The organism is Actinoallomurus bryophytorum (genome assembly GCF_006716425.1).
Classification (GTDB): Bacteria; Actinomycetota; Actinomycetes; order Streptosporangiales; family Streptosporangiaceae; genus Actinoallomurus; species Actinoallomurus bryophytorum.
On sequence record NZ_VFOZ01000001.1, the window covers coordinates 5669569 to 5682096 of the forward strand.

A 12528-nucleotide genomic window follows, 5' to 3' on the forward strand; every position below is an offset into this window, starting at 1 on the left:
GCCTCGGTCCCGGCCGCGTCGCGCCCGACTGGATGCGATGACCGTTGATCACGCCGGTCGCGCATATATGCCAACGGCGCCTCTTCGGCCCGTAGCTCTCATGCCCCCAGGGCCTCATCCGAAGTCCCGCTGTCCTACTGAGCGGCGCCCAGGCGGCGCCTCGCCGCGTTGCCGCCGGTCGCCGGCCGGCACCAGGCCGACTCCCTCCTCCGCCTTGCGGCGCGCCGCCTGGACGCCACTCGCTACGGATGGAGACTTCGAGACAGTCCTGGCCCTCAGCGCCAGATCCCGGTCCTACCCCCGCCCTTGGCCACCGCCCCTGGCAACCGGGTGTGGCCACCGCCCCTGGCAACCGGGTGTGGCCACCGTGCCTGGCAACCGGGTGTGGCCACCGCCCCTGGCAACCGGGTGTGGCCACCGTGCCTGGCAACCGGGTGTGGCCACCGTGCCTGGCAACCGGGCGTGGCTACCGGCCCTGCCCCCGCCCTTGGCCACCGCCCCTCGCAACCGGACGTGGCCATCGTGCCTGCCCCCGCCCTTGGCCACCGCCCCTGGCAACCGGGCGCGGCCACCGCTCCTGCCCCCGCCCTTGGCCGGTGGGAGGCAGGCGGCTCGCGTGACCGTGTACCGCCTGCCGTTGTCCATCGACGAAGCCGTACCGACCGGCTCGGCCATTCTGCGTGGGTTGCCGATGTGAGTGGTGAATCGTGGTGCAGGGAGCCTGTTGCCGGACGTATCGCTTGATGGGGCGATGGTCCATCCGCTCGTACCAGGGAACTCCCCAGACACGTCGCGACGCACGGCGACGGACGATGACAAGAGGTGATCATTCGACTACTGTGCGTTATGGATCTATGTGAATGCTTTCTCAAGGAGAACCGGCGTGCGAAAGTCCTTCATGATCGCTGAATGCCTCCGCCGTTACGCCTGGTGGCGACTCAACCGTTCCGACGAGCACGACGAGGGGCGCAACGCGCGCAGTGCGGTCGCACTGCTGAACGCCGCAGCGTACGCCGCCGACCTGCCCGAGGACGCACCCGTCATCAGCCAGCTCTGCGCGGCCGGCAGCCTCTCCGGCGAGGAGTTCCGCCTCCCGGTACCCGCCGAACGCATCGTTCGCTTCTGGCACTACGAGGAGCCCGGCGGGGACCCGGACGACCTGCTCAACGCCATCGCGGCCATGTCAGAACCGCCGAAGATCCCCGCCCAGCGCGACGGCGACCAGCCACTACGCCGTTGATCGCATAACGCGATCTCGGAGCTTGAGAGGACAGGGCCCGCCGGGGGGAGATGGTGCGGCCCTCACCTCAACGCAAGCGGAACGAGCCGAGTCCCTGAACCAAGGACTTGAACCAAGGCCTGCGCCGTCACCGGGCCCACCCGACACGCGCCCAGCAGTCCGCCTCCTCGCGTTAACGCCTGAGCGGACTCGGCCGTACCGCCACCGACCGCGGCCGGACGTAGCCACCACACACCCGCCACGCGGGCGACCCGGCACCCACGATCAGGTGCGCTCCCACACGAGCGGTGCGGTAGACGCTAACCACGACCAACGGCGATAGACGGTCATTTGTGATCGAGTACAGCGGGTGGCCGTGGTGACCGCCGGATGACCACCCGCGGGTGGTCATCCGGGGCTCACGTCGGTGGGCCGGGGACCGGTCCGTCACTCAGGCGGAAGCTGCTCCGCCTCGTCCTCCGAAGCGTCCTGGACGGGCAGTGGCGTCTCCACGCGGCCGCCGACCGGGCCGCTGATGGCGGCGATCGGGGCCGGGAGTTTCACGCCCGAGCCGTCGCGGCGGCCGAGTTCGGCAGGGAGGTCGATCGGCTTGCCGGTCATCCCCGATGCCTTGGCCGGCGTCGGGCCGGCCCAGCCGAGCAGGATGACGTCCTCGCCCTTGAGGAAGCGGTGGGCTCGGACGCCGCCCGTGGCGCGGCCCTTCGCCGGGTATTCGGCGTAGTCGGAGACCTTGATGGCACCGGTCTGTGTGCCCGGCAGGGCGGTCGAGCTGCCCGCGATCGTGACCACGCGGGACTCCAGAGAACCGTCCAGGGCGCCGAACCAGATCGCCTTGGCGCCGGGGCTCAGCCGGATGCCGGCCATGCCGCCCGCCGGGCGGCCCTGTGGGCGGACGCTCGAGGCGGTGAAGCGCAGGAGCTGCGCGTCACTCGTGATGAACACCAGGTCGTCGTCCTCGGACTCGAGGTGGAGCGCACGCACGACGCGGTCGCCCTCCTTGAGGCCGATCACCTCGAACTCGTCCGCGTTTTTCGGGTAGTCCGGGGCGACGCGCTTGACCACGCCCTGTTCGGTGCCGAGGGTCAGGCCGGCGGAGTCGAGTGAGGCCAGGCCGACGACCGTCTCGTCCTTGTCCAGCGCGACGAATTCGCTCAGCGGCGCGCCGCCCGCCAGTGACGGCGGGGACGCCGAGGGCGGCAGCGCGGGCAGGTCGAGAACGTCCACGCGGATCAGCCGGCCGGCGCTCGTCACGGCGCCGATCTGGCCCCGTGCGGTCGCCATCAGGGTCGAGACGATCACGTCGTGTGCGGCGCGTCCGCCGTCGGCGGGCAGGAGCTCGGCCGACATGGTGCGGGCCAGCAGGCCGGTCGAGGACAGCAGCACGCGGCACGGGTCGTCGGCCACCTCCAGCGGCACCGCCGCCGTCTTGGTCTGGCCCGAGGACTCCAGGAGTACGGTGCGCCGCGGCGTGCCGTACGTCTTCGCGATCTCGGCCAGCTCCTCCGCGACCAGGCCGCGCAGCCGGGACTCTGAGTCCAGGATCGCCGTCAGCGCGGCGATCTCCCGGGTGAGCTGCTTCTTCTCCTTTTCCAGCTCCAGCCGGTCGTACTTGGTCAGCCGGCGCAGCGGAGTGTCGAGGATGTACTGCGCCTGGATCTCCGACAGCTCGAAGGACCCCATGAGCCGCGTCTTCGCGTCGGCGGTGTCCTCGCTGGCCCGGATGACGCGGATGACCTCGTCGATGTTGAGCAGCGCGATGACGAGACCGTCGACGAGGTGCAGGCGGTCCTCGCGCTTCCTGCGGCGGAACTGACTGCGACGCCGGACGACCTCGATGCGGTGGTCGACGTAGACCTGGAGCAGGTCGCGCAGGCCGAGCGTGCGCGGCTGGCCGTCGACCAGGGCGACGTTGTTGATCCCGAACGTCTCCTCCATCGGCGTCAGCCGGTAGAGCTCCTCCAGCACCGCCTCGGGGTGGAATCCGTTTTTGATCTCGATGACCAGGCGCAGGCCCTGCTGCCGGTCGGTGAGGTCCTTCAGGTCGGCGATGCCGGAGATCTTCTTCGCGTTGACGAGGTCCTTGATCTTCGCGACCACGCGCTCGGGGCCGACCGCGTACGGCAGCTCGGTGACGACGATGCCCTTACGGCGCGGAGTGACGCTCTCGATGTGCGCGGTGGCGCGCGTACGGAACGTGCCGCGCCCGGTCTCGTACGCGTCGCGGACGCCCTCCAGGCCGACGATCTTGCCGCCGGTCGGCAGGTCGGGACCGGGTACGAAGCGCATCAGGTCATCGAGCGTCGCCTCGGGGAACGCGATCAGGTGCCGCGCCGCCGAGATCACCTCGATGAGGTTGTGCGGGGCCATGTTGGTCGCCATGCCGACCGCGATGCCGGACCCGCCGTTGACCAGCAGGTTGGGATAGGCCGAGGGCAGGACCTCGGGCTCGAGCTCCTGGCCGTCGTAGTTGGGGCGGAACTCGACGGTCTCCTCGTCGATGCTCTCCACCATGAGCGCGGCCGCGCGCGACATCCGCGCCTCGGTGTAACGCATCGCCGCGGGCGAGTCGTCACCGCCGAGCGAGCCGAAGTTGCCGTGCCCGTCGACGAGCTGCATGCGCATCGACCACGGCTGCGCGAGGCGTACGAGCGCGTCGTAGATCGCCGAGTCGCCGTGCGGATGCAGCTTGCCCATCACCTCGCCGACGACCCGGGCGCACTTGACGTGCCCCCGGTCGGGCCGCAGGCCCATTTCGTTCATCGAGTAGAGGATGCGGCGCTGCACGGGCTTGAGCCCGTCGCGCGCGTCAGGGAGCGCCCGCTGGTAGATGACCGAGTAGGCGTACTCGAGATAGCTGCCCCGCATCTCTTCGGAGACGTCGACGTCGACGATGTTCTCTTCGAAGTCCGGCGGGGGAGGGGTCTGCGTACCGCGTCGTGCCATAACTGTCATTGTGACGGGTCGCCACGACAAGTTGTGCCGTGGGCGTCGGCGCGCCGCATTCCAATGGGGGAAGATGTCGCACCGGCTCGTCTACGAAATGGGGGCGTCGCATGTACGCCGACTTCCAGAACGAGATCTACCTCAACGGCCTGAACGACGTCCTTCCCTCGCTGCCGGCCGACCTGACCCGTCTGGAGTCGCTCGCCGGGGACAAGCTCTCGCGCGAAGCGTATGACTACGTCGCGGGATCGGCCGGGACCGGCGACACCGCACGGGCGAACCGCGAGGCGTTCCGCCGCTGGCGGCTCGTACCCCAGATGCTGCGCGGTACGACCGGCTGTGACCTGACGACACGAGTGCTCGGTCAGACGCTGGCCACTCCGGTGCTCCTCGGCCCGGTCGGCGTCCTGCGCCAGCTGCATCCCGAGGGCGAGCTCGCGGTGGCCAGAGCGGCGGAGAAGCTGGGCGTGCCGATGGTGCTGAGCACGGCGGCGTCGGTCGCGATGGAGGAGGTCGCCGAGGTGGCCGGGCCGCGGTGGTACCAGCTGTACTGGCCGGACGACCGCGAGCTCGCCGTCAGCTTTCTCGACCGGGCCAAGGCGTCCGGCTACTCCGCGCTCGTGGTCACGCTCGACACCTTCACGCTGGCCTGGCGGCCGCACGACCTCGACAACGCGTACCTGCCCTTCCTGCGCGGTGTCGGCAACCAGAACTACTTCTCCGACCCGGTCTTCACCCGGAAGGCGGGCGACAACCCGATCCTGCACTGGACCACGCTGTTCGGAAACCCGTCACTGACCTGGGACGACCTCGCGTTCCTGCGTGAGCACTGGGACGGTCCGATCGCGCTGAAAGGAATTCAGCACACCGACGACGCGCGCCGTGCGGTCGACGCGGGCATGGACGGCATCGTCGTGTCCAATCACGGCGGACGCCAGGTCGACGGCGCGATCGCCTCGCTGGACGCGCTGGCCCCGATCACGCACGCTGTCGGCGACCAGATCGACGTGCTGTTCGACAGCGGCATCCGTACGGGCGCCGATGTCGTCAAGGCGCTCGCGCTCGGCGCGAAGGCGGTGCTGCTGGGCCGTCCGTACGCGTACGGGCTGGCGCTCGCGGGAGAGGCGGGGGTACGGCACGTGCTGCGGTGCCTGCTCGCCGATCTCGAGCTCACGCTGCGCCTGTCCGGCCAGCCCGACGTCACGTCGCCGTCCCTGGAGATCCTGCAGAACGTCACCTAGCCCCCCCGGTCATACCGCGGTATGATGAGTGACTGTGAGTGTACGGAAAGTGACCATCTCCCTCGATCCCGACCTTTACGCTGCCGCGAAGGCCGATGCGGAGCGTAAGGGGACGAGCGTGTCGAGTTGGATGTCCGACGCCGCTGCGGAGAAACTCCGCCAGCAGGCATGGGATGAATACATGGCGTCATACGAGGCAGAGCATGGCGAGTTCACCGAAGAAGAGCTCGGCAGGCCGATCCCGGTGGCCTATGTCAGTGGCAAGAAGCAGGCGTCCTGATGGGGGTCGTTCTCGATGCGGGCGCTCTCGTCGCCATCGACAGGGGTGACCGCGAGACCAACCGGGTGTTGTATCGGGCCCGCACCGGTGGTGTCCGTACCTCCTGCGCGGTCGTGGCCCAGGTGTGGCGCGACGGCGCACGCCAGGCGCGCCTCGCGCTGGCGCTGAAGGGCATCGATGTCGTGCCCCTGGATGAGGACGCCGACCGCCGGATCGGCGAGTTGCTACGCGCGACCGGCACCGCCGACGTGGTCGACGGTCATGTCGCGTTGATGGTCCGGCCGGGTGACTATGTGGCGACGTCCGATGTCGGCGACATCGGCCGGCTGCTCGACGCCCGCCGCGTACGTGCGGAGCTCGTGCGGGTGTGACGGTGCCGGGGCGCCTCACGTGAGCGGACCCCGGCCGGATGCCGGGGCCCGCTGCCGCGCGGATGCGTCAGGCGGCTTCGATGAGGATCTCCGGTTCCGTCGCCGGCTGGGCGGCCGGCCTCGGGTTGGGCAGGAGCAGTGTCAGCGCCGCCATGGTGACGACCAGTGCCAGGGCGAGGAACGTGACCGACTCCGCCGAGGCGGCGTAGTCGGCGCGCGAGGGCCGCGCCCCGAGCCCGCCGAAGAACACCACCCCCAGGATGGCGACGCCGGCGGCGCTCGCGAACTGCTGGACGGTCGTCAGCACCCCCGCCGCCGCGCCGCCGTGCGCGGGCTGGATCCCGGCCAGTACGGCGCCGATCAGCGTCGGCAGGACCAGGCCGTTTCCGAGGCCGACGAACCCCGTCGGGATGAGCAGCCACGCCGGCGTGATGTCCCCGCCCAGCGTCTGCAGCTCGGCGATGAGGATCACCAGGCCGGCCCCCGAGATCGAGGCGCCCACCGTCATCACCCGCAGGCCGTACCTCGCGACCAGCGAACGGCCGAGGATGGAGGTCACGGAGAAGAGCACGCCCAGCGGCAAGAACGTCAGGCCCGCCTCCAGCGGGGACAGGCCGAGGCCGCCCTGCAGGAGCAGCGTGAGCACGAACATGAAGCTCGCGAAGAAGGCCATGAAGGCCGCGTTCACCGGCAGTCCCGCCGCGAACGCACGGTTGCGGAACAGCGTCAGGTCGAGCAGCGGCTCGCTGCCCCGGCGGGTGAGGTGCAGCTCCCAGCGCAGGGTCGCCGCCAGGACCGGCAGGGACGTCGCCATGGAGACCCACGTCCACACCGGCCAGCCCTCCTCGCGGCCGATGATGAGCGGCACCAGGATCAGGGCGAGCGCACCGGAGATGCCGATCGCGCCGAGCGGGTCGAGCCGGGGGCGGCGCTCCGCGCGGTGGTGCGGCAGCAGCCGTAGTGCGAAGACCAGTGCGACCAGGCCCACCGGCACGTTGATCAGGAAGATCACCCGCCAGCCGAGCCCGAACAGGTCGGCGTCCAGGAGCAGCCCGCCGAGCACCTGCCCGGCGATCGCGCCGATGCCGGCGGTGACGCCGAACCAGGACATCGCGCGCGGCCGTTCGTCCGCCGGGAACGTCGCGGTGATCAGGGCCAGCACCTGGGGCACCATGAGCGCGCCGGTGAGTCCCTGCAGCAGTCGCGCCGCGACCAGCTCCGACGGTGACTGGGCGAGTCCGCACAGCAGTGACGCGAGGGTGAAGGCGGCCATGCCGGCCAGGAAGAGCCGCCGGTAGCCGAGCAGGTCACCCAGCCGGCCGCCGGTCACCATCCCGCTGGCGTAGGTGAAGGCGTATCCGCCGACGATGAGCTCCAGGGCGGCCTGGCCGGCGTGCAGGTCGTGTTCCATGGACGGGGCGGCGACGTTGACGACGAAGAAGTCGAACAAAGCCATGAACGTGGCCGACAGGATCACCGGCAGCATCATCCAGCGGCGCGGGGCAGGGGTTGAGGCGAGTTGAGACACGTCACTTCCAGAGAAAGATGTTCGACGACCATCGAAGAGTTCGAAGCTTGTCGAACAGTACGATAGTGGTCGAACTTCCCGCAACTCTGATTTATGCTCGGCATGTGAGCGAAGACGCGATTCAACCTCCGGCGGAGGAACTGGGCCTGCCCAAGGTGCTGGCGGCTCTGGCCGACCCGGCGCGCCTGGCGACCGTACGCGCGCTGGCCCAGGTCGGTGAGTGTTCGTGCACCCAGATCCGGCTGGACGCCGGGCTCGAGGTGAGCAAGTCCACCATGTCCCACCATCTGCGCATCCTGCGCGAGGCGGGCATCATCCACTCCCGGGTACAGGGCGCACGCCGCCTGGTGACATTGTGTCGCAAGGATCTCGACGCCAGGTTCCCCGGCCTGCTCGACGCCGTCCTGCAGCCCGAGCCGGCCGCGACCTACTGATCGATGCCACATCCGTCCGTGGTCCCTGATAGCAAGGGGACCATGGACGATGAAGCGAGCGCCGGACTCCGCCAGCGCGCCGAGGCGTGCCTGCGCCAACTCGCGGGTGAGCACGCACGGCTGCGCGAGGATCAGTGGGCCGCCATCCACGCCCTGGTCGTCGAACGACGGCGGGCCCTCGTCGTGCAGCGCACCGGATGGGGCAAGTCGGCGGTCTACTTCGTCGCGACGGTGCTGCTACGGGAGCAGGGCGCCGGGCCGACGGTGATCGTCAGCCCGCTGCTCGCCCTCATGCGCAACCAGATCGCCGCCGCCGAGCGTGCCGGTGTCCGCGCCGCGACGATCAACTCCTCCAACACCGACGACTGGGAACAGGTCTTCACCGACGTACGGGACGGCGCGGTCGACCTGCTGCTGGTCAGTCCCGAGCGGCTCAACAACCCCGACTTCCGCGACCAGGTGCTGCCCCGGCTCGCGGCCGGCGCCGGGCTGGTCGTCGTCGACGAGGCGCACTGCATCTCCGACTGGGGCCACGACTTCCGCCCCGACTACCGCCGGCTGCGCACGCTGTTCGCCGACCTGCCGTCCGGGGTGCCGGTGCTCGCCACGACCGCCACCGCCAACGCGCGCGTCACCCGTGACGTCGCCGACCAGCTCGCCGCCGACAGCGAGACGCTGGTCCTGCGCGGGCCGCTCGACCGCGAGAGCCTGCGGCTTTCCGTCGTACGCCTGGCGGGCGCCGAGCAGCGGCTGGCCTGGCTCGCCGAACAACTCGACGAGCTGCCCGGCTCCGGCATCATCTACACGCTCACCGTCGCCGCGGCGCACGAGATCGCCACCTTCCTCCGCGACCGCGGGTACGCCGTCGCCGCCTACACCGGCCAGACCGAACAGGCCGAGCGCCTCCAGGCCGAGCAGGACCTCCTCGACAACAAGGTCAAGGCGCTGATCGCGACCAGCGCCCTCGGCATGGGCTTCGACAAGCCCGACCTCGGCTTCATCGTGCACGTGGGCGCACCGCAGTCCCCGGTGGCGTACTACCAGCAGATCGGCCGCGCCGGGCGTGGTGTCGAACGCGCCGAGGTGATCCTGCTGCCGGGCGCCGAGGACCGCGACATCTGGGCCTACTTCGCCGGTCTGGCCTTCCCGGCCGAAAACGTCGTACGCCTCGCGCTGGAGGTCCTGGAGCAGGAGGGCACGCTGTCGACCGCGGCCCTGGAGAGCCGCGTCGACCTGGGCCGCAGCCGCCTGGAGATGATGCTGAAGGTGCTCGACGTCGACGGCGCCGTCCGCCGCGTCAGGGGCGGCTGGACCGCGACCGGCCAGGCGTGGGCCTATGACCGCGAACGCTACGAGCGCGTGGCGGCCGAGCGGTCACGCGAGCAGCGCGCCATGCTCGACTACGAGGCCGCGGAGGCCTGCCGCATGGAGTTCCTGCGCCGCGAGCTGGACGACCCCGAGGCGGCGCCGTGCGGCCGCTGCGACAACTGCACCGGCCGGCACCGTTCCGCGGACGTCTCCGACGCCGCGGCGACACAGGCGCGCGACCGGCTGCGCAGGCCCGGCGTCGAGGTGACGCCGCGCCGCATGTGGCCCACCGGCATGAAGGCCGAGGGCATCTCGGGCCGCATCCCGGCGAGCCTGCAGGCCGAGCCGGGCCGCGCGCTCGGCCGGCTCACGGATCTCGGCTGGGGCAACCGGCTGCGCCGCGTGCTGTCCGACGGCGCGCCGGACGCCCCTGTGTCGGGTGAGGTCTTCGACGCCGTCGTGGAGGTGCTGTCCGCCTGGGACTGGCCGCAGCGCCCCGTCGGCGTGGTGGGCATGGCGTCGGCGACCCGGCCCGCGATGATCGCGGATCTGGCGCGCCGCGTCGCCACGATCGGCCGGCTGCCCTACCTCGGTGAGATCGAGTACGCGGGTACGGGCCCGGGACCGCGCCGCCACAACAGCGCACAGCGGGTCCGCACACTCTGGAACGCCCTGACGGTCCCGGACACCGTGCCCGGTCTCGGCGGCCCCGTCCTGCTCGTGGACGACCGGGTCGACACCGGCTGGACGGTCACGATCGCCGCCAAGCTCCTCCGCGAGGCCGGCGTTCCCGCCGTCCTGCCGCTCGTCCTCGCCGTGACCGCCTGATGGCCGTGGGACCGATGTGACGTGGAATGACCGGAGATACGACGTTTCGGCCCCCTGAGGGCCGAGCGATTCGCGAATCATAAACGAATCCTTATGCCGACCATTTGCGCAGGTAATGTCGGTCTCACGACACCCCGCGATCGGGGCGTCCCCAGCCATCGGGGTCGCCGCAGGCCGATTGCGTGGAGGTGGGGGAGGGCATGAACCAAAGAGGTCCTACAGCGATTGGCACTCGTCTGCTGGGGTTGACCCAGCGGCTGAGGCCGATCGTGGCGTACCCGGTACCCGCGACGGCATCCCCTGAGCCGATGCGGGCCGCCACCTCGGCCCCCGGTGCCATAAGAGGCATCCTCAGGGCCGGGATCGCGGAGATCTCTGCGGCTCCCCCGCTACGTACGGGCGCGTCGGCGCCCCACCTCGCCGACCCGCCGAGCGCGCTGCTCGGCGGGCCGGCGGAGTCGGCCGCCGAGGCATTGGACGAATGGCACGACGAGCTCGGCGCGCCGTACCCTGCCGGCCCGGAGGGAGCGCGAGGAGTGACGACACGGCAGGAGGCCGGAGTCGAGAGCCCGGATGCGCGTGTCTGCTACGTGTACGGGATCGTTCCCGCCTCCACCGACCTGCCTGAGGGACTGCTGGGTACCGGCGGCGGCAAAGTACGCCTGGTCCGCTACGGCGATCTCGCCGGCGTGATCAGCGAGCTCCCGGCCGCCGGCGCCATGGGCACCCGAGACGATCTTCTCGCGCACGAGAGCGTCGTCGCGTCGCTCGCCGCCCGCACCACCATGCTGCCGCTGCGCTTCAGCGCCGTCGTGACCACGGCGGACGCCGTGGCCAAGGAGATGCTCGAGCCCTACTACCACTGGTTCACCGGCATCCTCGCCGATCTGGAGGGCCGGGCGGAGTTCAGCGTCTCGGGCACGTACGTCCAGGACACCGTCCTTCGCGAGGTGCTCGCCGAGGAGCCGGAGGTCATGCGCCTGCGCGAGAGCCTGCGCGGCCTGCCGGAGGAGGCCGGATACTACGAGCGGGTACGCCTGGGCGAGCTGATCGTGCACGCGCTGGACGCCAAGCGCGAGGTCGACACCGAGGATCTGGTGCAGGCGCTGTCGCGGCACGCCGTCGCCGCCGCTCCGCGCCCGCCGGCCAACGAGGACACCGCGGCCGACGCGGCCTTCCTCGTCGCCGACAAGGACCGCGAGGACTTCCGGCGGGCCGTCGACGAGCTGGGCTACCGCTGGGCCGGCCGGATCAGGCTGCGTGTCCTGGGGCCGCTGGCGCCGTACGACTTCGTCCCCTCGCCCCCCGGCGGCCCCTACTGCTGAGATCCCCGAGCGCCGCGCGGTAGAACAGCGGGCGTTCGGCGCAGGGCACTAGAGGATCGGGCGGGCACCCAGGTGGCCGATGGCCCGCGTGGCCAGGCGGCATCCGGCGGCCAGCGCCTCGGCGGGCGGCTTTCCGTCGAGCCAGGCAGGCAGGAAACCGGCGGCGAACGCGTCGCCGCCTCCCGTGCCGTCGATGACGTCCTCGACCGGGTCCGCGGCGACGCGTACGGGCTCGGGCCGGCCGTTGGTGTACCAGAGCGCGCCGTCGGCGCCCATCTTCACCACGACCTGTTGGTACCAGGCGGTCAGGACCTTCGCGGCCTGCTCGGGGTTGTCCCGTCCGGTCAGCGCCTCGGCCTGGGCCGCGTTGACGATCAGCAGGCGCACACCCTGGGTCCAGTCGAGGAACGGCTCGGCACCGGCCCGCTTGAGCAGGGAGTTGGCGCCACCGTCGACGGTGATCGACATCTGGGCGCTGCCCGCGAGGTTCATCGCGTGCAGGGCCGCCTGCCGGGACCCGTCGTTGAGCAGGGAGTAGCCGGACACGTGCAGGTGCGCGCCCGGGGCGAACAGGTCCTGCGGGATGTCCTCGGGGAGCAGTGCCCCATTGGCCCCAGGGTCGGACAACATCGTCCGATCGCCCTTGTGGGTCACCATGACCACACAGGTGCCGGTGGCGCGTTCGGGGTCCATCACGAGGCGGGCGTCGACGCCGTAGCCCATGAGCTCCATGTCGCGGTTGCGGCCCGCGATGTCGGCGCCGCGCCGTCCGACGAAGGCGGACTCGACGCCCTCGACGGCCAGCCAGGACGCCACGTTGGCGCCGGAGCCACCACCGTGCATCGTGACCTTGGCGGGCGTGTCTCCGCCCTTCGCCAGCGGGTATGCGGCCCGCGCGACGGCATCGGTCATAAGGTCACCGACCACGACCACGCGCGTCATGACGTCACCACCCTGTTCTGCGGTCGCCGCCCTTTTGGGCGAGCGGAGCTGCGCGACCCGGAGCAAAAACCTAACAGCTCTCAGTACC

Annotated in this window: 10 protein-coding genes; 7 read left to right on the top strand and 3 right to left on the bottom strand. The window is 70.7% G+C overall.

Features of this window, described 5'->3' with window-relative positions:
- Positions 1-883: 883 nt before the first annotated feature.
- Positions 884-1240, top strand: a complete 357-nt coding sequence (locus tag FB559_RS26620) for a hypothetical protein (protein ID WP_141958722.1) — start codon at positions 884-886, stop codon at positions 1238-1240.
- A gap of 426 nt (positions 1241-1666) precedes the next feature.
- Here FB559_RS26620 and FB559_RS26625 read toward each other — a convergent pair whose 3' ends face one another.
- A complete protein-coding gene (locus FB559_RS26625; protein WP_141958724.1) occupies positions 1667-4183 on the bottom strand; it encodes a DNA gyrase/topoisomerase IV subunit A in 2517 nt (838 codons plus the stop codon).
- A 110-nt stretch (positions 4184-4293) separates the two neighbouring features.
- Between FB559_RS26625 and FB559_RS26630 the strand changes: the two genes are divergently transcribed.
- The 3 genes from FB559_RS26630 to FB559_RS26640 are packed head-to-tail and all read left to right on the top strand — an operon-like array spanning position 4294 to position 6075.
- The gene (locus FB559_RS26630) at positions 4294-5424 is read left to right on the top strand and encodes a lactate 2-monooxygenase (RefSeq protein ID WP_141958726.1); all 1131 of its coding nucleotides are present in this window, start codon (positions 4294-4296) and stop codon (positions 5422-5424) included.
- 49 nt (positions 5425-5473) lie between these two features.
- On the top strand, positions 5474-5704 hold the full coding sequence (locus tag FB559_RS26635) for a hypothetical protein (protein WP_141958728.1): 231 nt from the start codon (positions 5474-5476) through the stop codon (positions 5702-5704).
- A complete protein-coding gene (locus FB559_RS26640; protein WP_141958730.1) occupies positions 5704-6075 on the top strand; it encodes a hypothetical protein in 372 nt (123 codons plus the stop codon). The genes FB559_RS26635 and FB559_RS26640 overlap by 1 nt, the downstream gene beginning before the upstream one ends.
- Positions 6076-6142: 67 nt before the next feature.
- On the opposite strand, the gene FB559_RS26645 is transcribed toward FB559_RS26640, so the two are convergent.
- Positions 6143-7552, bottom strand: coding sequence for an MFS transporter (locus FB559_RS26645; RefSeq protein ID WP_221640193.1), 1410 nt, complete (start codon positions 7550-7552; stop codon positions 6143-6145).
- Between the two features lie 155 nt (positions 7553-7707).
- Between FB559_RS26645 and FB559_RS26650 the strand changes: the two genes are divergently transcribed.
- From FB559_RS26650 to FB559_RS26660, 3 genes are all read left to right on the top strand, one after another.
- Positions 7708-8037, top strand: a complete 330-nt coding sequence (locus FB559_RS26650; RefSeq protein ID WP_246122078.1) for an ArsR/SmtB family transcription factor — start codon at positions 7708-7710, stop codon at positions 8035-8037.
- Positions 8038-8079: 42 nt separating this feature from the next.
- Positions 8080-10173 carry a RecQ family ATP-dependent DNA helicase gene (locus FB559_RS26655; RefSeq protein WP_141958734.1) on the top strand — a complete coding sequence of 698 codons (2094 nt, stop codon included), beginning with the start codon at positions 8080-8082 and terminating at the stop codon, positions 10171-10173.
- 308 nt (positions 10174-10481) lie between these two features.
- On the top strand, positions 10482-11498 hold the full coding sequence (locus FB559_RS26660; protein ID WP_185792413.1) for a GvpL/GvpF family gas vesicle protein: 1017 nt from the start codon (positions 10482-10484) through the stop codon (positions 11496-11498).
- Between the two features lie 48 nt (positions 11499-11546).
- On the opposite strand, the gene FB559_RS26665 is transcribed toward FB559_RS26660, so the two are convergent.
- Positions 11547-12440, bottom strand: coding sequence for a carbohydrate kinase family protein (locus FB559_RS26665; RefSeq protein ID WP_141958738.1), 894 nt, complete (start codon positions 12438-12440; stop codon positions 11547-11549).
- Positions 12441-12528: the final 88 nt, after the last annotated feature.

Coding starts and splice junctions, on each gene's coding strand:
- FB559_RS26625 (WP_141958724.1), bottom strand. CDS start 4,183: ATGGCACGACGCGGTACGCAGACCCCTCCCCCGCCGGACTTCGAAGAG.
- FB559_RS26655 (WP_141958734.1), top strand. CDS start 8,080: ATGGACGATGAAGCGAGCGCCGGACTCCGCCAGCGCGCCGAGGCGTGC.
- FB559_RS26640 (WP_141958730.1), top strand. CDS start 5,704: ATGGGGGTCGTTCTCGATGCGGGCGCTCTCGTCGCCATCGACAGGGGT.
- FB559_RS26630 (WP_141958726.1), top strand. CDS start 4,294: ATGTACGCCGACTTCCAGAACGAGATCTACCTCAACGGCCTGAACGAC.
- FB559_RS26660 (WP_185792413.1), top strand. CDS start 10,482: ATGCGGGCCGCCACCTCGGCCCCCGGTGCCATAAGAGGCATCCTCAGG.
- FB559_RS26665 (WP_141958738.1), bottom strand. CDS start 12,440: ATGACGCGCGTGGTCGTGGTCGGTGACCTTATGACCGATGCCGTCGCG.